The 22225-nt window shown below is 68.9% G+C and carries 22 protein-coding genes; 11 read left to right on the forward strand and 11 right to left on the reverse strand.

Annotated elements, in window-relative coordinates:
* The first annotated feature begins 71 nt into the window (after nucleotides 1-71).
* From CKO41_RS12430 to CKO41_RS12445, 4 genes are all read left to right on the forward strand, one after another.
* Complete coding sequence (locus tag CKO41_RS12430) at nucleotides 72-1304, forward strand: argininosuccinate synthase (protein ID WP_200382496.1); 1233 nt, start codon at nucleotides 72-74, stop codon at nucleotides 1302-1304.
* A gap of 30 nt (nucleotides 1305-1334) precedes the next feature.
* Nucleotides 1335-2846, forward strand: a complete 1512-nt coding sequence (locus tag CKO41_RS12435; RefSeq protein WP_200382498.1) for an NAD(P)H-hydrate dehydratase — start codon at nucleotides 1335-1337, stop codon at nucleotides 2844-2846.
* Nucleotides 2843-3334, forward strand: coding sequence for a tRNA (adenosine(37)-N6)-threonylcarbamoyltransferase complex ATPase subunit type 1 TsaE (tsaE, locus tag CKO41_RS12440; RefSeq protein ID WP_200254555.1), 492 nt, complete (start codon nucleotides 2843-2845; stop codon nucleotides 3332-3334). Before CKO41_RS12435 ends, tsaE begins: the two co-directional genes overlap by 4 nt.
* Before the next feature lie 77 nt (nucleotides 3335-3411).
* Nucleotides 3412-4824, forward strand: coding sequence for an N-acetylmuramoyl-L-alanine amidase (locus CKO41_RS12445; RefSeq protein WP_338113816.1), 1413 nt, complete (start codon nucleotides 3412-3414; stop codon nucleotides 4822-4824).
* A 37-nt stretch (nucleotides 4825-4861) separates the two neighbouring features.
* On the opposite strand, the gene pepN is transcribed toward CKO41_RS12445, so the two are convergent.
* Entirely contained in the window at nucleotides 4862-7510 is a 2649-nt protein-coding gene (gene pepN, locus CKO41_RS12450; RefSeq protein WP_200254553.1) for an aminopeptidase N, read from the reverse strand.
* 155 nt (nucleotides 7511-7665) lie between these two features.
* Here pepN and grxC point away from each other — a divergent pair, with 155 nt between their 5' ends.
* From grxC to CKO41_RS12480, 6 genes are all read left to right on the forward strand, one after another.
* Nucleotides 7666-7920 carry a glutaredoxin 3 gene (gene grxC / locus CKO41_RS12455; RefSeq protein ID WP_200382500.1) on the forward strand — a complete coding sequence of 85 codons (255 nt, stop codon included), beginning with the start codon at nucleotides 7666-7668 and terminating at the stop codon, nucleotides 7918-7920.
* A complete protein-coding gene (hslR, locus tag CKO41_RS12460) occupies nucleotides 7917-8321 on the forward strand; it encodes an Hsp15 family ribosome-associated heat shock protein (RefSeq protein ID WP_200254549.1) in 405 nt (134 codons plus the stop codon). The genes grxC and hslR overlap by 4 nt, the downstream gene beginning before the upstream one ends.
* A 15-nt stretch (nucleotides 8322-8336) precedes the next feature.
* Nucleotides 8337-8795 carry a hypothetical protein gene (locus CKO41_RS12465; RefSeq protein ID WP_200254547.1) on the forward strand — a complete coding sequence of 153 codons (459 nt, stop codon included), beginning with the start codon at nucleotides 8337-8339 and terminating at the stop codon, nucleotides 8793-8795.
* Between the two features lie 474 nt (nucleotides 8796-9269).
* The gene (cysZ, locus tag CKO41_RS12470; RefSeq protein ID WP_200382502.1) at nucleotides 9270-10025 is read left to right on the forward strand and encodes a sulfate transporter CysZ; all 756 of its coding nucleotides are present in this window, start codon (nucleotides 9270-9272) and stop codon (nucleotides 10023-10025) included.
* 108 nt (nucleotides 10026-10133) lie between these two features.
* Entirely contained in the window at nucleotides 10134-10841 is a 708-nt protein-coding gene (locus CKO41_RS12475; protein ID WP_200253088.1) for a cytochrome b/b6 domain-containing protein, read from the forward strand.
* Nucleotides 10842-11003: 162 nt separating this feature from the next.
* Nucleotides 11004-11330 carry a DUF3301 domain-containing protein gene (locus tag CKO41_RS12480; RefSeq protein WP_200382504.1) on the forward strand — a complete coding sequence of 109 codons (327 nt, stop codon included), beginning with the start codon at nucleotides 11004-11006 and terminating at the stop codon, nucleotides 11328-11330.
* A gap of 151 nt (nucleotides 11331-11481) precedes the next feature.
* Here the strand turns inward: CKO41_RS12480 and CKO41_RS12485 are convergent, their stop codons facing one another.
* The 10 genes from CKO41_RS12485 to CKO41_RS12530 form a co-directional block, all read right to left on the reverse strand.
* A complete protein-coding gene (locus CKO41_RS12485; protein WP_200382506.1) occupies nucleotides 11482-11877 on the reverse strand; it encodes a ClpXP protease specificity-enhancing factor in 396 nt (131 codons plus the stop codon).
* A gap of 599 nt (nucleotides 11878-12476) precedes the next feature.
* Nucleotides 12477-13076 carry a glutathione S-transferase N-terminal domain-containing protein gene (locus tag CKO41_RS12490; RefSeq protein WP_200382508.1) on the reverse strand — a complete coding sequence of 200 codons (600 nt, stop codon included), beginning with the start codon at nucleotides 13074-13076 and terminating at the stop codon, nucleotides 12477-12479.
* A gap of 197 nt (nucleotides 13077-13273) precedes the next feature.
* The gene (locus CKO41_RS12495) at nucleotides 13274-14014 is read right to left on the reverse strand and encodes a cytochrome c1 (protein ID WP_200382510.1); all 741 of its coding nucleotides are present in this window, start codon (nucleotides 14012-14014) and stop codon (nucleotides 13274-13276) included.
* Nucleotides 14011-15243: a cytochrome b gene (locus tag CKO41_RS12500; protein ID WP_200382512.1), complete on the reverse strand. Its 1233-nt coding sequence runs from the start codon at nucleotides 15241-15243 to the stop codon at nucleotides 14011-14013. The genes CKO41_RS12495 and CKO41_RS12500 overlap by 4 nt, the downstream gene beginning before the upstream one ends.
* Nucleotides 15243-15839, reverse strand: a complete 597-nt coding sequence (gene petA, locus CKO41_RS12505) for a ubiquinol-cytochrome c reductase iron-sulfur subunit (RefSeq protein ID WP_200382513.1) — start codon at nucleotides 15837-15839, stop codon at nucleotides 15243-15245. Before petA ends, CKO41_RS12500 begins: the two co-directional genes overlap by 1 nt.
* 206 nt (nucleotides 15840-16045) lie before the next feature.
* Nucleotides 16046-16798, reverse strand: a complete 753-nt coding sequence (locus CKO41_RS12510) for a Nif3-like dinuclear metal center hexameric protein (RefSeq protein ID WP_200382516.1) — start codon at nucleotides 16796-16798, stop codon at nucleotides 16046-16048.
* A 228-nt stretch (nucleotides 16799-17026) separates the two neighbouring features.
* Complete coding sequence (phbB, locus tag CKO41_RS12515) at nucleotides 17027-17776, reverse strand: acetoacetyl-CoA reductase (protein ID WP_200382518.1); 750 nt, start codon at nucleotides 17774-17776, stop codon at nucleotides 17027-17029.
* Nucleotides 17777-18073: 297 nt separating this feature from the next.
* The gene (locus tag CKO41_RS12520) at nucleotides 18074-18436 is read right to left on the reverse strand and encodes a phasin family protein (RefSeq protein WP_200382520.1); all 363 of its coding nucleotides are present in this window, start codon (nucleotides 18434-18436) and stop codon (nucleotides 18074-18076) included.
* A gap of 588 nt (nucleotides 18437-19024) precedes the next feature.
* A complete protein-coding gene (phaR, locus tag CKO41_RS12525; protein ID WP_200253068.1) occupies nucleotides 19025-19498 on the reverse strand; it encodes a polyhydroxyalkanoate synthesis repressor PhaR in 474 nt (157 codons plus the stop codon).
* Nucleotides 19499-19609: 111 nt separating this feature from the next.
* Nucleotides 19610-20794 carry an acetyl-CoA C-acetyltransferase gene (locus CKO41_RS12530; protein ID WP_200382521.1) on the reverse strand — a complete coding sequence of 395 codons (1185 nt, stop codon included), beginning with the start codon at nucleotides 20792-20794 and terminating at the stop codon, nucleotides 19610-19612.
* Between the two features lie 307 nt (nucleotides 20795-21101).
* Between CKO41_RS12530 and phaE the strand changes: the two genes are divergently transcribed.
* Nucleotides 21102-22205 carry a class III poly(R)-hydroxyalkanoic acid synthase subunit PhaE gene (gene phaE, locus CKO41_RS12535; protein ID WP_200382522.1) on the forward strand — a complete coding sequence of 368 codons (1104 nt, stop codon included), beginning with the start codon at nucleotides 21102-21104 and terminating at the stop codon, nucleotides 22203-22205.
* Nucleotides 22206-22225 lie beyond the last annotated feature (20 nt).

Consider the following 22225-nt stretch of genomic DNA (forward strand, 5'->3'; position numbering starts at 1 on the left):
ACCCTACCCCTCCCACAACCCGGGCCGGCGCCCTTATACTGAGCGATCAAACCTTCCTGTGGAGCTCGTCGATGGCGCAGAACGCGATTAAGAAGGTGGTGTTGGCCTACTCGGGTGGGCTCGACACCTCGGTCATCCTCCGCTGGCTGCAAGAGCAGTACGGCTGCGAGGTCGTGACCTTCACGGCCGATATCGGCCAGGGCGAGGAGCTCGCCCCAGCGCGTGCGAAGGCCGAGGCCGCCGGCGTCAAGGAGATCTACATCGACGACCTGCGCGAGGAGTTCGTCCGCGACTTCGTCTTCCCGATGTTCCGCGCCAACGCGATCTACGAGGGCGAGTACCTGCTCGGCACCTCGATCGCCCGGCCGTTGATCGCCAAGCGCCTCGTCGAGATCGCCATCGAGACCGGCGCCGACGCCATCTCCCACGGCGCCACCGGCAAGGGCAACGACCAGGTCCGCTTCGAGCTCGGCGCCTATGCGCTCAAGCCCGACATCCAGATCATCGCCCCCTGGCGCGAGTGGGATCTCCTGTCGCGCGAAAAGCTCCTGGCCTATGCCGAGGCCCACGGCATCCCGGTCGAGATGAAGCGCGACGGCAACAAGTCGCCCTACTCGATGGACGCCAACCTGCTGCACATCTCCTACGAGGGCTACGACCTGGAGGATCCCTGGTGCGAGCCGGGCGCCGACATGTGGCGCTGGACCGTCGCCCCGGAGGACGCCCCGGACCGCCCGACCTACATCGAGCTGACCTTCGCGCACGGCGACTGCGTCGCGATCGACGGCCAGGCGATGAGCCCCGCCGCGCTCCTCGCCGAGCTCAACCGCATCGGTGGCGCCAACGGCATCGGGCGCGCCGACATCGTCGAGAACCGCTACGTCGGCATGAAATCGCGCGGCTGCTACGAGACCCCCGGCGGCACCCTGCTGCTCAAGGCCCACCGGGCGATGGAATCGCTGACCCTCGATCGCGAGGCGGCGCACCAGAAGGACGCCCTGATGCCGCGCTACGCCGAACTCGTCTACAACGGCTACTGGTTCTCGCCGGAGCGGCAGATGCTCCAGGCGGCGATCGATCAGACCCAGGCCGTCGTCAATGGCGTCGTACGCCTCAAGCTCTACAGGGGCAATGTCCTCGTCGTCGGTCGCAAGTCCGAGACCGACAGCCTGTTCGACGCCTCGATCGCGACCTTCGAGGAGGACGCCGGCGCCTACGACCAGGGCGATGCGACGGGCTTCATCCGCCTGAACGCGCTGCGCCTGCGGGTCGCCGGCAAGAGGCGCCCCTGCCCCAACGGCTGAGGCGCCTCGCCGGACAGCGACGAGACCGCGATGCCAACCCCGAAACCCGTCACGGTGCCCCTGCCGCACGCCCTCTATCGGGCCGAGCAGCTGCGGCTGCTCGAGCGCACGGCGATCGACGCGGGTCGCCTCGCCGACGGCGAGCTGATGGAGCGGGCCGGTCGGGCGGCCTACCGGCGGCTCCGCGCGCACTGGCCGCAGGCGCGCGCGATCACCCTCCTCTGCGGCGGCGGCAACAATGCCGGCGACGGCTACGTGGTCGCGCGCCTGGCCTTGGCCGACGGCCTCGCGGTGCGGGTCATCGCCCTCGCCGACCCGGACGGGCTGCGCGGCGATGCCCTGGCCAAGGCCGTCGCCTGGCGCGACGCCGGCGGTGGCATCGCGCCCGAGCCGGCCCTGCCGGCGCGCACCGACGTCATCGTCGATGCGCTGCTCGGCACCGGCCTCGGGCGCGATGTCGAGGGCCGGTGGGCCGAGGCGATCCGCGCGGCCAACGCCCACGCGGCGCCGATCCTCGCGATCGACGTCCCCTCGGGCCTCGATGCCGACACCGGGGCCGCGCGCGGCACCGCGATCGAGGCCGACGCGACCGTCACCTTCATCGGCCTGAAGCCGGGCCTCTTCACCGGGGCCGGACCGGACTGCTGCGGCCGGATCCATTTCGACTCCCTCGACATACCAGCGACCGTCTACGCCCGCACCATCGCCGCGGCACGGCGCATCGACTGGTCCGCCCAAGGCCATCGGCTCGCGCCCCGCCGACGCACGGCGCACAAGGGCGACAACGGCCATCTGCTCGTGATCGGCGGCGCCCCCGGCCTCACCGGTGCGGCACGCCTCGCTGGCGAGGCGGCCCTGCGCGCCGGCGCCGGCCTGGTCACGATCGCGACCCACCCGGCCCATGCCGCCTGGCTGAACCTCGGTCGCCCGGAGCTGATGTGCCGCGGCGTCGAGACCCCGGCCGACCTCGCCCCGCTGATCGAGCGGGCCGACGTGATCGCGCTCGGTCCCGGCCTCGGCCAGGATGCCTGGGGCGAGCCCCTGTGGCGCGCCGCCCTCGATGCCGAGCGCCCGCTCGTCGTCGATGCCGACGCCCTCAATCGGCTGGCCTGGGCGCCGCGGTGCAGCGACGACTGGATCCTGACGCCCCACCCGGGCGAGGCGGCGCGCCTGCTCGGCGGCCGCCCTGCCGAGGTGCAGCGCGACCGGATCGCCGCCGCCCGCACCCTGCAGCGGCGCTTCGGCGGTGTCGTCGTACTGAAGGGTGCCGGCTCGATCATCGTCGGCCCGTCGCAGCGCCCCCCGGCGATCTGCAGCGACGGCAATCCAGGCCTCGCGAGCGGCGGCAGCGGCGACGCCCTGACCGGCGTGATCGGCGCACTGCTCGCGCAGGGGCTCGCGCTCGAAGAGGCCGCCGAGGCCGGTGTCTGCCTGCACGCCGCGGCCGGCGACGCGGCGGCCGAGGCCGGCGAACGCGGCATGCTCGCGGGCGACCTGATCGCGGCGCTGCGCGGCACGCTGCGCTCGGTCGAGGGTAGATGATCCGCCTGCTGCTCGAGGGTGAGGCCCGCCAGGAGGGGCTCGGCCGCCGCCTGGCAGTGCTCCTCGGCGGGCGCGTGCTGGTCTTCCTCGAGGGCGATCTGGGCACCGGCAAGACGACGCTGGTGCGCGGCATCCTCCAGGGCCTCGGCCATACCGGCGCCGTCAAGAGCCCGACCTATACGCTGATCGAGCCCTACGAGCTCGCCGGGCGCAGCGTCTACCACCTCGATCTCTACCGCCTCGGCGATCCCGAGGAGCTCGACTACCTCGGGCTGCGCGACCTCCTGGCCGAGGACGCCCTGGTCCTCGTCGAGTGGCCCGAGCGGGGGGCCGGCGCCCTGCCCCCGCCGGACCTGCGGGTGCGCATCGCCTACGCCGGGGAGGGCCGCCGCCTCGAACTGGACGCCGGGACCGCGCGCGGCGAGGCGGCCCTGGCGGCCCTGGCGGCCAGCCCGCCCGGGCCAACGGATTCCTCGGCACGCCCTTAGGAGTTTCCCCTAATCCTTCGTTTTCATTGGATACCATCCGAGGGGCGTGCTATTTTACGAAGGCGAGCGCGGGTGCCATGGCCGAGGCCCTCGACGCCGCCACCGGCAGCACCGGACCGAGCGCGCGCCCCGGCCTGCGATCCGCGAACCATCTCACCAAGGAGCTTCCTCGGGGCAACGCGATGAAACAGCTGATCGCGCTCTTGTTGTTGGCGACCTTGTCGCTGCCGGCCTTGTGCCAACAGGTCGACGTGCGGGGGACGCGCGTCTGGACCTCGCCGGATCAGACGCGCCTGGTCGTCGACGTCAGCGGTCCCGTCACCCACCGGGTCGCCCCGTTGCAGAATCCCGATCGCCTGATGATCGACATCGCCGACGCCCGGCTCGTCGGCAAGCTGCCGCACGTCGACTCCGCCGATCCGCTGCTCTTGCGCCTGCGTGCCGGCTCCCCCGATGGCCGGGGCCTGCGCCTCGTGCTCGACCTCAAGCAGCAGGTGCGCGCCAAGAGCTTTCTGATGCCGCCCAACGAGCGCTACGGTCATCGGCTGATCGTCGATCTCCTGCCGAAGGACGGTCCGCGCCCGATCCTCGCCGGCAACGGCACGGGGATATCCCCCGGGGCGGCGTTGCGCGACCTGATCATCGCGATCGACGCCGGTCACGGCGGCGAGGACCCGGGCGCCATCGGCCCGGGCGGCACCCTCGAGAAGGACGTCACCCTCGCGATCGCCCGTCGCGTCGCCGAACTGGTCCGGGCGACGGCCGGCATGCGGGCTGTCATGATCCGCGACGGGGACTACTATGTCGGCCTGCGCGAGCGCGCCCGACTCGCCCACGACGAGCAAGCAGATCTCTTCCTGTCGATCCACGCCGACGCGTTCCACGATGCCCGGGTCAGCGGCGCCTCCGTCTATACCCTCTCCTCCCACGGCGCCACCAGCGAGGCTGCGCAGTGGCTCGCCGAGCACGAGAATCGCGCCGACCGCATCGGCGGCATCGACTTCAAGGACCCCGACGACGACCTCAACCGCGTGCTCTTCGAGCTCGCCGTGAACGGCGCGATGGAACACAGCCAGTACGCCGCCGAGCAGATGCTGGCAAAGCTCGGCTCGGTCGGCCCGCTGCACCATCCCGGGATCCAGCAGGCGCGGTTCGTCGTCTTGAAGTCCCCCGACGTCCCCTCGATGCTGATCGAGACCGCCTTCATCTCGAACCCGAACGACGAGAAGCGGCTATGTGACCCGGCCCATCAGGAACGCATCGCCCGGGCGATCTACGAGGGCATCAAGGCCTATTTCGCCCTGCATCCTCTACCTGGGACTCACCTCGCGGCCGGCGGCGCGCCGCGCCATCACCGGATCCACCGCGGCGACACCCTGGTCGGGATCGCCCGCCGCTACGATGTGAGCGTGCACTCGCTGCAGACCGTCAACAGCCTCGACAGCGACCGGATCCGGGTCGGCGACGTCCTGACGATCCCGGAGAGTTGAACGGGGCCACTCGCGGCCGGCGAGCAGCGGCCGGCACTCAGGCCGGGCGTTCGCCGAGGGTCTTAGACGCGACTTCGTAGACGTCCTTCGAGAGCTCCTCGACGGCGACGATGCGCTCGAGCTGGGCGCGCATCAGGGCCTGGCGGGCCGGGTCGTAACGCCGCCAGCGGGCCAGGGCCTGGAGCATGCGAGAGGCGATCTGCGGGTTCAGCGGGTCGAGCTCCAGGACGCGGTCGCCGAGGAAGCGGTAGCCGGCCCCGTCGGCGGCGTGGAAGCGCACCGGGTTGAGGCTGCAGAAGACCCCGACCAGGCTGCGCAGCCGGTTGGGGTTGCGCAGCGTGAAGGCCTCGTGGCCGAGCAGGGCCTCGACCCGCGCGAGCGTATCGGGGCGCTTGCTGGCGGCTTGGACGGCGAACCACTTGTCGAGGACCAGCGGATCGGCGGCCCAGCGCCGGTAGAAGGTGTCCAGGGCCCGCTCGGCGGGCGCACCGCCGACGTCGACGAGGAGCCCGAGGGCGGCGATGACGTCGGTCATGTTCGCGCCCGCGTCGAATTGGGCCGCGCACAGGTCGACGGCCTCTTGGTCGCCGTCCTGCATCAGGTAGCCGAGCGCGAGGTTCTTCAGCGCCCGCCGGCCGATCGCCGCCGGGGTCGAGGCGTAGGGGCCCGGGTCGCGATGCGCCTCGTAGACGGCGCGCAGCTCGCTGCGCAGGGCGGCGAGGATCGCGTGCCTGAGGCCCTCGCGGGCACGGTGGATGCCGTCGACGTCGACGACCGCCATCTGTTCGCCGAGGTGGGCCTCGCTGGGCAGCGTCAGGACCTCGGCGCGCAGGGCCGGATCGGCGTCGGCATCGGTGAGCGCCCGACGGAAGGCGGCGATGAAGCCCGCGGGCACCTGGGCCTCGGGCTCGGCGACGCGGCGCAGCAGGAGCCGCTGGGCGAGCGTCTGGGCCGCATCCCAGCGGTTGAAGCCGTCGCTGTCGTGGGCCATCAGGAACAGCAGGTCGTCGTCGCTGTAGTCGTAGCGGACCTTGACCGGTGCCGAGAAGCCGCGCAGCAACGACGGCACCGGGCGCGCCCGCAAGCCGACGAAGCGGTAGCTGGTCTCGTCGCGGCGCAGCTCCAGGAGCCGGGTCCCGCTCGGTGGCTCGGCCGTGTCGTCGGCGGTCCGCAGCGGCAGATCGCGCCCGTCGGCATCGAGCAAGCCGACGGCGACCGGGATGTGCAGCGGACCGAGGCTCGCCCGGTTCGCCCTCGGCACCGTGCGTTGGCGGAACGTCAGCGTGTAGACGCCGCCGGCGGCGTCCCAGGTGTCGGTGACGGTCAGCTCGGGCGTGCCGGCCTGCGCATACCAGCGCATGAACTGGGTGAGATCCCGCCCGCTCGCCTCCTCCATGCAGCGCACGAAGTCCTCGATGGTCACGGCCTGGCCGTCGTGGCGGGCGAAGTAGAGGTCGGTCGCGCGGCGGAAGGCCTCCGGGCCGAGGAGGCGCGCCTGCATCCGCACCAGCTCGGCGCCCTTCTCGTAGACGGTGGCGGTGTAGAAGTTGTTGATCTCGATGTAGGCGTCGGGCCGCACCGGGTGCGCCAGGGGGCCGGCGTCCTCGGGGAACTGGCGGGCGCGCAGCGTGCGTACGTCGGCGATGCGCTTGACGTCGCGCGCGCCCATGTCGGCGGAGAATTCCTGGTCGCGGAAGACGGTGAAGCCCTCCTTCAGGCTCAGCTGGAACCAGTCGCGGCAGGTGATGCGGTTGCCGGTCCAGTTGTGGAAGTACTCGTGGGCGATGACCGCCTCGATGCCGAGGAAGTCCTGGTCGGTCGCCGTGTCGGGCCGCGCCAGCACGTATTTGGCGTTGAAGACGTTGAGGCCCTTGTTCTCCATCGCACCCATGTTGAAGTGGCTGACGGCGACGATCAGATAGACCTCGAGGTCGTACTCGCGCCCGTAGCGCTCCTCGTCCCAGCGCATCGCCTGCTTCAGCGAGCGCATCGCGTGGTCGCACTTGTCGTGGTTCTCCGGCTCGACGTAGAGGCGCAAGGCGACCTCGCGGCCCGAGGCGGTCGTGAAGCGGTCGGCGACCTCGTGCAGGTCGCCGGCGACCAGTGCGAACAGGTAGCAGGGCTTGGGGAAGGGATCTTCCCAACGGGCCAGGTGCCGGCCGCCGCCGAGGTCTTCGGTGCCGGCCGGGTTGCCGTTGGCGAGCAGGACCGGGTAGCGGCCCTTGTCGGCGACGAGCGTCGTCGTGTAGCGGGCCATCACGTCGGGGCGGTCGAGGAAGTAGGTGATGCGCCGGAAGCCCTCGGCCTCGCACTGGGTGCAGAGGAGCGCGCCGGACTGGTAGAGCCCCTCGAGCGCGGTGTTGCGCTGCGGGTGGATGCGCACGCGGGTCTCCAGTCGGAAGCGATCCGGCACATGGTGCAGGATCAGCGCCTCGGGCTCGATGCGATACTCGGCGGGCGGCAGGGGCCGGCCGTCGAGCGCGACCTGCTCCAGCTCCAACTGCTCGCCGTCGAGACGCAGATCACCGTCGCCGCGCACCGCCGCCGGGTTGCGGCGCATCTCCAAGGACGCCTCGACGCGGGTCGTCTCGGCGGCGAGCTCGAAGCGCAGCTCGACGCGGTCGATCAGGAACTCCGGCGGGCGGTAGTCCTTCAGATGGATCGTGGGTGGTCTGTTGCGATACATGATAACCTCAGGCGACGGCCGGGGCGTGGTCGGCGGGGGCCGGCGATAAGCGCTGTCTCCGGTCGGCAACGGCGGTTTTCAAGCCGCAGGCGGCACCCACCGGGCGGCGCCGACCGGCTTGGCATGGCCATTGACGATAACCCGAGAGCAACGGCATGGCGAAGGTTTTGTTGTACACGACGGCTACCTGCCCCTACTGCACCCGGGCGCTGCGGCTGCTGACGCGCAAGGGCGCGACCTACGAGGAGATCCGCGTCGACGCCGACCCGCGGCAGCGCGAGACCATGGTGGCACGCAGCGGCCGCGAGACGGTGCCGCAGATCTTCATCGACGACGCGCACGTCGGCGGCTACGACGATCTCGTCGAGCTCGACATGGCCGGCGAACTCGAATCGCGGCTCGCGCGATGACCGGCGAGGCGGGCTCGCCGGAGACGATCCGCCTTGACAAGTGGCTCTGGGCGGCGCGCTTCTTCAAGACCCGGCAGCTGGCGGTCGAGGCGATCAACGGCGGCAAGGTCCATGTCGACGGGCTGCGCGCCAAGCCCGGCAAGGCGGTACGGGTCGGCGACCGCCTGACGATCCACAAGGGGTCGCTGGCCTGGGAGCTGGTCGTGCGGGGCATCAGCCGCCAGCGGCGCGGGGCACCGGAGGCGGCGCTCCTCTACGAGGAGGATGAGGCCAGCCGCCTGCGCCGTCAGGCCTTGGTCCGCGAGCGCCGCGAGCAGGGCCTCGGCGACCCGCCCAAGGGCCGCCCGACGAAGCGCGACCGGCGCGAGATCGAGCGCTTCAGGCGCGGCGCCGAGACCTGACCCGGGGCCGGCGCGATGGATGACGAGACCCTGCTGAGCGCCTACCCCGAGGTCGACGGACGCCTCTGCCCGTTCGAGAAGGGCATCCTCGCAACCCAGGCCGGCTGCCGGCAGGCGCGGCGCTTCTGCGTCGCCGAGCGCCTCGGCGTGCGCTGCAATACGGACGCCGCCCACGCGCGCTGCCGCACCTTCATCGACCTCGTGCGCCGCCAGGCGCGCTTCGCGCTGAGGACGCTCGATCCCGAGGCGGCCCTGACCCACGCGAATGCGGTGCGGATCCAGGTCGGCGCCCTGCGCGGCGTGCGTACCCTGCTCGCGCCGACGGTCCCGGCGCGGGCCCCGATCGTCGACATCGACGGGCTCCTGCGCGCCGCCGCCAACCGCTTCGAGGACCTCGACGGGCTGCCGTGGCCGCCCATCATCCAGCAGATCGCCGCCTACGAGGGAGGCCGGCCGAGCCGCCGCAGCCGCTGAGGCCACTGTCGGGTGGCGGCGCGGTACCCGGCGCGGCCGTGCCGGTCTGCGCCGGGGCCATAGGGCCGTAGGTCGGGTTAGGCGCGCCGCACGGCCTTTTATGAGAAATGGCAGGGTGCGCGCGCCGTAACCCGACAGCGGCCTCGGTGGGGGCCGCGTTGGTGGTCGTCGGGTTACGCCCCGAGTGCATGGCGGGATGCGCTGCGCTTTCCCGCCCTACGTTCTACGGCCCCGGCGATACCGGCACGGCCCGTAGGTCGGGTTAGGCGCGCCGCACAGCCTTTTATCAGAAACGACAGGTTGCGCGCGCCGTAACCCGACGCGGCCTCGGTGGGGGCCGCGTTGGTGGTCGTCGGGTTACGCCCCGAGGGGCTAACCCGACCTACGGGCCGTGCCGATCATTGACTGGGCGAGCAGAGCGGCGACAATGGCACCCCTGCGGCGACTCCAGCATCATGACCGGCAGCATTCGTTATGAACCTCGCCCCCCTCGACGGTGCCCGCCATCTGCTCAGCGGCATGCGCCTGATCATGCAGCCTCGGCTGCGCCGATTCGTCGTCGTCCCGGTCCTTGTAAACACGGCGATCTTCGCCGCGGCAATCGCCTACGGCTGGATGCAGTTCGCCGATCTGATCGCCTGGCTGCAATCGCTGGTACCCGGCTGGCTGGAGTGGCTGACCTGGCTCCTCTGGCCGCTGTTCGCGATCGGCCTGCTCGTCGTCGTGTTCTTCACCTTCGGGCTGCTCGCCAATCTGATCGCCGCGCCGTTCAATGGGCTCCTCGCCGAGGCCGTCGAGCGCCACCTGACCGGCCAGGCCCCGGGCGACGGCGGCGGGCTGCGGGAACTGCTGGGCGAGCTCGGACCGACGCTGCTCGACGAATTGCGCAAGCTCGGCTATGCGTTGCTCTCGGCGATCCCCTTCCTGATCCTGTTCCTGATCCCCGGGCTCAACATCGTCGCGCCGCTCCTGTGGTTCCTCTACTCGGCCTGGGTCCTCGCCGTGCAGTATGCCGACTTCCCGATGGGCAACCACGGCCTCAGGTTCCGCGAGCAAAGGGCGCGGCTGCGGCAACGGCCGTTCCTGTCGCTGGGCTTCGGCGCGGCGACGCTCGCGCTGACATCGGTGCCGATCGTCAACTTCTTGGCGATGCCGAGCGCCGTCGCCGGGGCCACCGCGCTGTGGTTGCGCGAGCTGGCACCCGAGCGGAGCGCGAGCGCCGTCGACTGATCGCCCGGCCTCGCAGGACGGGCGCACTTTGCGCCCACTCGCCTCTTGGGGGACACTAGCGCCTGCCGTCGGCCCACACCGTCATTCGCCAAGATCGATTCCAAGCATATGCAAGAGAAACGCATCCTCGTCTGGGACCTCCCCCTTCGACTCTTTCACTGGCTGCTCTTTACGCTGGTCGTCGCCGCGATCCTGACCGCCCTGCAAGGCGGCAACCTGATGCCCGTGCACGGGCTGCTCGGCCAACTCGTCCTCGGGCTGATCGCCTTCCGGGTGGCTTGGGGTCTGTTCGGACCGACCTATGCCCGTTTTCACAACTTCGTGCGCGGGCCGAGCGCCGTCCTGGCCTACCTGCGCGGGGCTTGGCAAGGGGTCGGGCACAATCCCCTCGGGGCACTGTCCGTGCTAGCCCTGATGGCCGTCCTCTTCGTTCAGGTCCTGCTCGGCCTCTTCGCGAACGACGACATCGCCTTCCGCGGCCCGTTCAACCCCCTCGTCTCGGGCGAGACGAGCGACCTCATCACTGGACTGCACCGGGCCAATGGCTGGCTGATCGTCGCCCTAGTGAGCCTGCATGTGCTGGCGATCCTCTATTACACCTTGGTGCGCAAGGACAATCTGGTGCGACCGATGATCACCGGCCGAAAGTCGGTCGCAGACCCGAATGCGAGGGATACCGAATCGCTCCGGGGCGTGCGATTGTCGATTGCGTTCGTGATAGCCGTGTCCTTCGCCGCCGTCGTCGTCTGGATGGCGAGCGGCGGTCCGATGACCGTGCTGGCCCCGCCGCCACCCCCGGTCATCGCCCCCTGGTGAGGCTCGTCTCCAGCGACCCGAGGCGCAGCGATCCGCCGCGCACAAGCGCGGCACGGGCGCCCCGCGGCATCCGGCCGATCGTCTCACGGCGGCCGCGCGCTACCGCCGCTCGCCGGGGCGGCAACGCACGAGCGTCCGACCCCAGCGCACGGAGACGCTAGGATGCCGGTCTCGGGCCAGGATCTGATCGCCATCGGCGTCGTCGCCGGCCTCGTCTGGCTCTGGCTCGACAGCCTGCGTGCCCGCGAGATCGCCCTCGGCATCTGTCAGGCAGCCTGCGATCGGCGCGACCTGCAACTCCTCGATCAGACCGTCGCCGTGCGCCGCATCGGCGTGCGCCCGACGCGCGCCGGCCTGCGGCTGCGCCGCGTCTACCGGTTCGATTACAGCGAGGAGGGAATCGGCCGCCACACCGGCCATCTGGTACTGGTCGGGCTGAATCTCGAGGAGATCAGCTTTGGCCTACCGGCGCGGGCGGACGACGCCTGATCGAGACCGTTCCGGCGGAGGGGGGATCCGTGATCGCGCGCCGCCGCCAATGGCACCCGAAGGCCAAGGCACCCCAGGGGATCGCCGGCAGACCGGCCCCTGCGGCGCAACGTCGGACCGACCGTCGACGGCCCTCGCGGGGAGCGAGGGTCTACTTGACGACCTTGAGGGTCGGGCGTTCGCGCGGTGGTGGGGCCTCCTCGGCCTCCACGTCCGCGGTCTCGCCGGACGGCCGCGGCTCCTCGTCCGGGAAGAGCATGCCGTGGCCGTTCTCGCGGGCATAGATGCCGATGACGGCGTCCACCGGCAACCAGACCTCCATCGCCACGCCGCCGAAGCGGGCACCGAAGGTGATGCGGTCATTGCCCAGGACCAGACCACGCACGGCGCTCGGCGTGATGTTCAGCACGATCTTGCCGTCCTGCGCGTAGGCCACCGGCAATTGGGCGTCTTTGCGGCTGGCATCGACCAACAGGTGCGGGGTCAGCTGGTTGTCCAGGATCCAGTCGTACAGGGCGCGAATGAGATAGGGACGGTTGGATGTCATCGGATCTCTCGCAGACGGATTGGCTACCTGTCTCTTCGGAACGATTGAACGAGGACCGGCACGACTCGACCTCCGACGTCGGGTTGCGCCGACGTCCATGGCGACCCGCGCCGTCCGTGAAACCACCGGGGTCGGTGCGGTTCGTTCCTCACCACACCCTACGGACCTCGGGTTGCGCCGACGTCCATGGCGACTTGCGCCGTCCGTGAAACCACCGGGGTCGGTGCGGTTCGTTCCTCACCACACCCTACGGACCTCGGCCTGCGCCGACGTCCATGGCGACTTGCGCCGTCCGTGAAACCACCGGGGTCGGTGCGGTTCGTTCCTCACCACACCCTACGGACCTCGGCCTGCGCCGACGTCCATCGCGACCCGCACCGTTCGTGAAACCACCGGGGTCGGTGCGGTTCGTTCCTCACCACACCCTACGGACCTCGTTCCTCACCACACACTTGGACCTTAACGGTAACCCGAGGGATGCTTCGCTCGCACAGCACCCCATCAAGCGTCCGCCGTGCCGGGGCGCGTCGGAAGCGACGCGCGCACCGGTCATCATGACCTCGATTTGAGGCCCTCGCGGGCCCTTTTCCAGCCCGCCGTCAGGCGACGCCCATCTCGCGTTCGGCCTCGGACAGGCTGCGCTCGAACGCTGGCCACTTGAAGATCCTGGCGGCGTAGTCCTCGACCGCCTTGGCGCTCGGCGGCAGGTCGATGCCGAGCGCGCGCAGACGCCACAGCAGCGGCGCGATGCAGCAGTCGACCAGCGAGAACTCATCGTTCATGAAGAAGGGGCGTGCACCAAACACCGGGGCCGTCGCGATCAGGCTCTCGCGCAGTTCCTTGCGCGCCTGGGCGGCGTCCGCCGCGGCCCCCTTGACGATCCGACCGAGGAGGCTGTACCAGTCACGCTCGACACGGTACATGAACAGCCTGGCACTCGCGCGGGCGACGGGGTCGATGGGCAGGAGCGGTGGGTGCGGAAAGCGCTCGTCGAGGTACTCCATGATGATGCGCGACTCGTAGAGCCGCAACTCCCGGTCCACGAGGGTCGGAACCGTGCCGTACGGATTGAAGTCCATGACCTCGTCCGGCAGGTGCTGGGCATCGACATCGACGATGTCGACGGCGATCCCCTTTTCGGCGAGGACGATTCGAACGCGGTGGCAATACGGGCAGGAAGGATCGGAGAAGAGGATCATCACCGTAGGTCTGTTGACGGCCACACGATTTACCCTTGGTCCAAGCGAAATCCGCCTTGACCCCCAAACTTGCAGCGGGATCGGTCAGGATCATAACCGATCCGCGACGGGAGGGGCGGAGCCGACCGCCGTCGCGCGGACCGACGCCCCGCCGGACGGCACCTCCCTGTGCCGACCTGGCCGAGACAACCGAGGGATCAGTGGACGTCCTTCCAGTATTCCTTCTTCAGCGCGTAGGCGAAGACGAACAGCACGCCGAGGAACAGGAGCACCTTGACGCCGAGGTCGCGGCGCTCCTGCATGACCGGATCGCCGATATAGGTCAGAAACGCCGTCAGATCACGGGCCATCTGATCGTATTCCTGCGGCGACAGGGTGCCGGGCTCGACGAGTTCCACGCCCTCGATCACCTGGTGCGCCTCATCTCCGTGGCCCTTCTCTTCGTAGACCGCCTTCTGTACGCCCTGGAGGCCGCCCAGCACATGCGGCATGCCGACGTCGGGGAAGACCAGATTGTTGACACCATAGGGCCGGTTCGGGTCTACGTAGAAGCTCTTCAGGTACGTGTAGACCCAGTCCGGGCTGCGCCAGCGGGTGACGAGCGTCAGGTCCGGAGTCGCGGTGCCGAACCACTTCTCGCCGTCCTCGGGGCGCATCGCGATCTCCATCAGATCGCCAGGCTGGCCATTGTCGTGGATGAAGTCCGCGCGCAGGTCGGCCTCGTCGATGCCGAGGTCCTGGGCCATCCGGTTGTAGCGATGGTACTTCAGCGAGTGACAGCCCATGCAGCGGTCGACGTAGTACTGGGCGCCGCGCTGCAGGGACTCCTTGTCGTCGAGATCGATCTTGGCCTTCTCGAGGTGAACCCCACCACCGCCCGCGCCGAAGGCCAGCATCGGCGACAGCAACAGGATCAATGCGGCAATCGGCTTGCTCATAGGGTAACCCTCTCCGGAACGGGCTTGGTCTTGTCCAGCTTGCTGTAGATCGGCATCAGCAGGAAGAACGCGAAATAGAGAACCGTGAAGACCTGCGCGGCCAGGGTCCGCAGAGGCGTCGACGACAGCATCCCGAGCCAAGCCAGGACGACGAACGAGACGACGAAGATCCCGAGGGCGACCTTGGAGACGATGCCCTTGTACCGGATGGACTTGACCGGGCTGCGGTCGAGCCACGGCAGGAAGAAGAACACCAGGATCGCACTGAACATCACGACGACGCCGGGGAACTGGGAGCCGGCGATCGGCGGCACCGCACGCAGCATCGCGTAGTACGGGGTGAAGTACCAGACAGGCGCGATGTGCGCAGGGGTCTGCAGCGGATTGGCCGGCTGGAAGTTCGGCGGTTCGAGGAAGAGCCCACCGAAGCCCGGGGCGAAGAACAGGATGATCGAGAAGAACGCCAGGAAGACGACGACCCCGGTGAGATCCTTCACCGTGTAGTACGGATGGAAGGGGATGCCGTCCAGCGGGATGCCGTTCGCGTCCTTCTTCTCCTTGATCTCGATGCCGTCCGGGTTGTTCGAGCCGACCCGGTGCAGCGCGACGATATGGACGAAGACCAGGGCCGCCAGGATGAACGGCAGCAGGAAGTGCAGGGCATAGAAGCGGTTGAGGGTGACGTCGGAGATGACGTAGTCGCCGCGTACCCAGACCGCCAGATCCGGGCCGACATTCGGCACCGCCGCAAACAGGTTGACGATGACCTGGGCGCCCCAGTAGGACATCTGCCCCCATGGCAGCAGGTAGCCGAAGAAGGCGGTCGCCATCATCGCCAGATAGATCACGACGCCGATCATCCACAGGAGCTCGCGCGGCTTGCGGTACGAGCCCCAGAGCAGCGCGCGGAACATGTGCAGATAGATGACGAGGAAGAAGGCCGAGGCGCCGGTCGAGTGGATGTAGCGGATCAGCCAGCCCCACTCGACATCGCGCATGATGTACTCGACCGAGGCGAAGGCGCCGTCGGCCGAGGGCTTGTAGCTCATCGCCAGCCAGACGCCGGAGAGGATCTGGATGACGAGGACCAGGATGGCCAGGGAACCGAAAAACGACCAGAAGTTCAGGTTCTTCGGCGCGTAGTATTGGGCGAGATGCTCGTTCCAGACCTTGGTAAGCGGGAAGCGCTTATCGATCCAGCCGAGGAAGCCGGTGGTCTCTGTGCTCATCAGGCGGCTCCTTCACCATCCTCGCCGACGAGGATGGTCGTGTCGTTGAGGTAGGTGTATTTCGGTATCACCAGGTTGGTCGGGGCCGGCACACCCTTGTACACCCGCGCCGCCAGGTCGAAGCGCGAGCCGTGGCACGGGCAGAAGAAGCCGCCCTTCCAGTCCGCGCCGAGGTCATCGGGGGCCACCTCGGGCCGGTAGGTCGGCGAGCAGCCCAGGTGGGTGCAGATGCCGATCGCCACCAGGTACTCGGGCTTGATCGAGCGCGTCGGGTTCTTGCAGTACTCCGGCTGCTGCGGCACCTCGGAGTTGGGGTCGACGAGCTTGGCATCGAGGCTCGGCAGCGCCTCGAGCATCTCCTGGGTGCGGTGCACGATCCAGATCGGCTTGCCGCGCCACTCGACGCGCAACAGGGCGCCCGGCTCGAGCTTGCTGATATCGGCGCGCACCGGGGCGCCGGCCGCACGGGCCTTGGCGCTCGGATTCATCGCCGAGACGAACGGGACGAGCGCGTAGCCGACGCCGGCGGCACCGACCAGGCTCGTCGCGGCGACGAGGATGCGTCGCCTGGTTTTACTCACGCCTTCTGTCTTCATAATTCCCATGGCCCCCGCCGAAGGATCGCTGGCCACCCGATCGGAGTCACCCGAGCTTGACCAGGTGTTTTGATGAATACAAGAATATGCTAATGGTCTACAAAGTCGATCGCGAATTTTCCACGATCGGGACTTGACCGGTCAAGTTGACAATCCCCATCAAGGGCTCGCCCGCGGCCTGAAGAAGATGCCAAACGACTGAAAAATCAGGCTGGATTGTCGATATCGACATAGTGGTGAACGAGACCGAACCGCTCGGCCAAATGGGCGCCGAGCGCCTGCACGCCATAGCGCTCGGTGGCATGGTGCCCGGCGGCGAAGTAGTCGATGCCGAGTTCGCGGGCTAGATGGGCCGTCTGTTCGGAGATCTCCCCGCTGAGAAAGGCGTCGGCGCCCGCGAGCGCCGCCTGCTCGATCCGCCCCTGGGCGGCGCCGGTGCACCAGGCAAGCGTCTCGATCGCTCGGGCGTGGCCCGCCACGTGGACCGGCACGCGCCCAAGGACCACGGCGATCGACCGGCCGAGGGCTGCGCCGGCGCAGGGCGTCGGCATCCGCCCGCACCATAGGAGGTCGTCGCCGCCCGCCAACGGTTGCGGCGCGAGGACGCCGAGCTGCGCGCCGAGGCGGCGATTGTTGCCGAGTTCCGGGTGGACATCGAGCGGCAGATGATAGGCGAACAGGCTCAGGCCGGCGCGCATCAGCGTGCGCACGCGCCGCCCCTTGATCCCGACCAGCGGCGCCGCCTCGCCCTTCCAGAAATAGCCGTGATGCACGAGCAGCGCGTCGGCCTTCCAGGCCACCGCGGCGTCGACGAGCGCCTGACAGGCCGTGACCCCGGTCATCAGGCGCCGCACCGGCCGATCGCCCTCGACCTGGAGGCCGTTCGGGCAGTAGTCGGCCCACTCCGCGGCCCGCAGCAGCCCGTCGCAGTACGCGCGCAAGGTCGCGATCTCGATCATGGTTCGATCCCCGTCACCGTTCGAACGGGACATGATACCGCGGTGGCGCACAGGGGTGGTTCGGACAAAAAAAAGCCCGGCGGGCGCCGGGCTATAAAACGTCTCATGATGAGAGAGACGAGGAGGACACTGTAAAGTCCGTTGCCCGATCGACCCGCCCCTTCGGGACCGGCCGCCGGTAAATGCCTTTCGGGGCCGTGCGCGCCTCGCGCGCCGGTCGAGCGGCGATCAATGCATGAAGAGGCCGCCGTTCACCGGGAGGTTGGCACCGGTGATGTAGCCGTTCTCGTCCGCCGCGAGGAAGGCTACCGCGGAGGCGATATCGGCCGGCGAGGCCATGCGCCGCATCGGGATGCCCGAGACGATCGCCTCGCGGACGTCCTCGCGCATCGCCTGAGTCATCGCCGTCTCGACATAGCCGGGCGAGACGGTGTTGACCGTAACGCCCTTGGCGGCCCCTTCCTGGGCCAGGGCCATCGTGACGCCGTGCATGCCGGCCTTCGCCGCCGAGTAGTTGGCCTGACCGAACTGGCCACGCTGCCCGTTGACCGACGAGATGTTGATGATACGCCCGAAACCGGCCTCGAGCATGTCTTCCCAGACCTGACGGGTCACGTTGAAGACGCTATTCAGATTGACGTTGATGACATCCGTCCACTGAGACGGTTCCATCTTCTTGAACGTCTTGTCCCGGGTGATGCCCGCACAGTTGACGAGGATCGCGATCTGGCCGTGCTGGGCCTTGATCGCCTCGACCATCCGCGCCGAATCCTCGAACGAGGAGACGTCGGCGGCGATCGTGTCGCAGGCGAGGCCTTCGGCGACGCGCTCCTGCTTCCAGGCGTCCGCCGTGGCCTGCTCGGACGGGTGGTGGTTCGCGACCACGACGCAGCCCTGACTGGCCAGGCGCCGGCAGATCTCGGTGCCGATGCCGCCGATGCCACCTGTGACGAGGGCGACCTTCGCTTGTTCCGCCATAATCGATTTCCTCCTAAAATACTCTATTTATTGTCGAACGGACCGACGACGGCGACAACGCCCATCCCGGAAGATAGCGGTTGCCTGCCGACCCGCGCAAAAATCCGGATCGGTCGATCCGCTTCTGCCGCCTTGCCATCGCCCGCACCCACGGCCAGAGGATCTGACCAGGGTCTTTCGGTTCGAATCGGCGGCGATCCATCCCTGGACCGCCCCCTGGGGGCCACCCTCGCGATCCGACGCGCGCGGCCCCCGCCTCCCGACCTCGCCAAGCCCGACGGAAGTTCTCGTCAGTGCTCAGGCCGCGACGGCCTGGCGAAGTTCCGAAGAGAGCTCGGACATGCCACGCTCGTACCAGACGCGGTAGTCGTCGCGGACCTCGCCGAGCAGCTGCATGTTGGTCTTGGTCTCGGCCATCATGCGCTCGCTCACGTCCTTGGCGATCTCGACCTGGCCCTTGACGTAGTCGGTGTAGCTCTTCGACTCGGTCGCCAGCGTCGCCAGGCGCATGCCCTGCTCCAGCCACAGGCCGAAGACGTCCATCTGACGGCCGGCGAGCCTCTCCCAGGTCCGCATGTTCAGCTCGGCCATCGAGTTGAACCGATCCATCCCCTTGGCCGTCATGTCGGTCGCGGTCTTCACAGTCTCGTTGATGGTCATCCGAAGAATCTCCGTTTTGTGCGTTGCAGCAATTGTTGCAGTGCACAATATCGACCGACGGACCCTTTGTCAAGCCCTTTTCGCATCGCCGCGGGCGGCGCGCCAGCGACCCGGAACGCCTCGGGGCCAGCACCACGCCAGCCCCTCCTGGCGCGGGACGCACTACTAGTGCAAGACTGCACAATTCCCGAGACCGCACGCTGCGGCCTGCCACCCTCGCGTGGTAGGAGCCCGCTTGCGGGCGATCTTCGCCGCCGCGCGAGCCGCTCGCCCGCAAGCGGGCTCCTGCGGTGCTCGAATCGTTAGGGTCACATGAAAGAGCGGCCTCGGTATCTCTTGAAGCGAGACACTAGGCCCGGTGCTCGAGGGTAGCGAGGCCGCACGGTAGGCCGCCGGGTCACGGCCTTCCTGCGGCTGAAGCCGCACCGACACCGGATCGCCGGCGAGCCGCGTCGGGTCGGCCCCTCCGGGCGGCACCCGCCGAGGCCGCAGTCGGGTTACGGGGGTGCGACCAACCTCTCCTCGGCTGATAGGGAGGCCGTGCCGGCGCGCCAAATCCGACCTACGGGCCTTCGGTCGCTCGACGCGTCAGCGTCGCGGGTTTTCGTCGTCCTGCTGGACGTCGCGGTCGAAGCCGGCCGCGCGCAGGAACTCCTGCTGCATCTCGGCCCAAATCCGCATGTTGCGCTGGGCGAGGCGGCCCATCGCGTCCAGCGGACCCTCGCCCCAGGTCTGCTGGATCTGTTGCTGCTGCTTGGCGAAGACCTCCAGCGACTCCTCGAGGTAGCGGGCGAAGAGCCCCTGCAGGGTGCCACCGTAGAAGCGGATGATCTGGGCGAGCATGTTGGCGCTGAACAGCGGCTGGCCGCCGCTCTCCTCCTCCAGCATGATCTGCAAGAGGATGGCCCGGGTGATATCCGCCTCGTTGGCCGTATCGATGACCCGGAGCGGCACGCACTTCATGACCAGGTCGCGGACGTCGGCCAGGGTGATGTAGCGGCTGACCTCGGTGTCGTACAGCCGGCGGTTGGGGTACTTCTTGATGACACGAATTGTGGTCATTGGATCGTGACTCCGGGCGGGGCATGGTTCCTGTCGGCGTCGCGGGGGCGTCGGGTCGACGCCCCGGCGACGGCCATCGGCGGCGAGGACCTCGCCCTCGCCGCGGCCCCGTCAGTCGCGCTCGACGGCCAGCGCCACGCCCTGGCCACCGCCGATGCAGAGGGTCGCCAGGCCCTTTTTGGCATCGCGTCGCTGCATCTCGTAGAGGAGCGAGACCAGCACGCGCGCCCCGGAGGCGCCGATCGGGTGCCCGAGGGCGATCGCCCCGCCGTTGACGTTGACCTTGCTCAGGTCCCAGCCCATCTCCTGATTGACCGACATCGCCTGGGCGGCGAAGGCCTCGTTGGCCTCGATCAGGTCGAGATCCGCGGGCTTCCAGCCGGCCTTCTCCAGGCACTTGGTCGAGGCCGGGATCGGCCCGGTGCCCATGATGGCCGGATCGACGCCGGCGCTGGCGAAGGCGACGAGGCGGGCGATCGGCTTCAGGCCGAGCGCCTTGGCCTTCGACTGGGTCATGACGATCACCGCCGCCGCGCCGTCGTTGATGCCCGAGGCATTGCCGGCGGTCACCGTGCCATCCTTCGAGAAGGCCGGGCGGAGCCTGGCCAACCCCTCGGCCGTGGTCCCGTGGCGCGGGAATTCGTCGGCGTCGAAGACGATCGGGTCGCCCTTGCGCTGCGGGATCGCGACCGGGACGATCTCATCGGCGAAGCGCCCGGCCTTCTGGGCGGCCTCGGTCTTCTGCTGGGACTGGAGCGCGAAGGCGTCTTGCGACTCGCGCGTGAAGCCGTACTTGGTCGCGATGTTCTCGGCCGTCACGCCCATGTGGCACTGGTTGAAGGCATCCCAGAGCCCGTCGACGATCATGGTGTCCTTCAGCATCCAATCCCCCATCCGCTGCCCGGAGCGCGAGCGCGGCAGGACGTGCGTCGACTGGCTCATGCTCTCCTGGCCACCGGCGACGACGATCTCGGCATCGCCGCAGGCGACCGCCTGCATCGCCAGGTGGACCGCCTTCAGACCGCTGCCGCAGACCTTGTTGATGGTCATCGCCGGCACCTTCTCGGGCAGGCCGGCGGCGAGCGTCGTCTGACGCGCCGGATTCTGGCCGACCCCGGCCGTCAGCACCTGCCCCAGGATCACCTCGTCGATCTGCTCGGGGGCGATGCCCGCCCGCTCGAGCAGGGCCTTGATCACGGTCGCGCCGAGTTCGGTCGCCGGGAGGGACGCCAGGCTGCCGCCAAAGCTGCCGACGGCGGTGCGGGCCGCCGCCACGATCACGATTGTCTCACTCATTTTCAGGTCTCTGCCTCAGGTCTCTGCCGGTTGGCATTTGGATCGAAAGTTGGAAGTCGCGACGCCACCGTCATATCGCAAGCGATGGGCCGGCCCGGCCAACGCCTCGACGCGGCCGCCCGAACGCCGGATCCTGGTCGCGAGCGCGCCGCCCAGCCACCTGCCGGCGCGCCCCGCCGGGACCGCTCGAGGACGCCTCGCGAAGGCTCTAGGGGCTGTATCTTCAAGAGTCTACGCCCCTTTGTTGCAGTGCACAAATTTCCGTGCTAGCTTCATGCTATCACGCCCCAGACGAGGAAGATTCACCGTGAACGATACGGCCAACAAGACCAGCGACTGGCTGGACATCCAACGCAAGTACTGGGAGACCTGGTCGGAGCTCGGCCGCAAGACCTTGGGTCTGGAGAAGACCCCGGCCAATCCTTGGGCCGGCGCCCTCGATCATTGGTGGCAGACGGTCTCGCCCGCCGCCCCCAACGACCTGGTTCGCGACTTCATGGAGAAGCTCGCCGAGCAGGGCAAGGCCTTCTTCGGCCTCACCGACTACTTCACGAAGGGCCTCGGCGGCAGTAGCGGTACGCAGGGCTGGGACACCCTCTCGAAGACCATCGACGACATGCAAAAGGCCTTCGCCAGCGGCCGGATCGAAGGCGACGAGACCTTCCGCCGCCTGATGGCCTTCTGGGAGATGCCGCTCGACAACTGGCAGCGCACCATGTCCTCGCTGTCCCCGGTGCCCGGCGACCTGCTGCGCAACATGCCGCACGACCAAGTCAGGGACAGCGTCGACCGCATCCTCTCGGCACCCGGGCTCGGCTACACGCGCGAGGAGCAGGCCCGCTACCAGGATCTGATCCGCCGCTCGCTGGAGTACCAGTCGGCCCTGAACGAATACAACGGCTTCTTCGGCCAGCTCGGTGTCAAGTCCCTCGAGCGGATGCGCGCCTTCCTGCAGGGACAGGCCGAGAAGGGCGTCGCCATCGAGTCGGCGCGCACCCTCTACGACGCCTGGGTCGGCTGCTGCGAAGAGGTCTATGCCGAGGAGGTCAGCTCCGCCGACTACGCGCACATCCACGGCCGCCTCGTCAACGCCCAGATGGCCCTCAAGCAGCGCATGTCGACCATGGTCGACGAGGTCCTCGGCGCGATGAACATGCCGACCCGCAGCGAGCTGCGCACGCTCCAGGATCGGCTCCAGGAGTCGCGCCGCGAGGGCAAGCGCCAGCGCCAAGAGATCGAGACGCTGAAGCGGCAGGTCGCGGCCTTGGCCGGCGGCGCCCAGCCCGCGCCCCAGGCCTCCGCCCAGCCCACGACCCGGCCCGCGCCGGCGACGGCCCCGGCGGCGAGCGCGGCGCCCAAGCGCAGCACCACGACCCGCCGCAAGACCACCAAGCCCACCACCGGCCAGTGATGTCGGCCGCCCGTCCATCG

The sequence above is a fragment of the Thiococcus pfennigii genome (genome assembly GCF_016583835.1).
GTDB classification, from domain to species: Bacteria; Pseudomonadota; Gammaproteobacteria; order Chromatiales; family Chromatiaceae; genus Thiococcus; species Thiococcus pfennigii.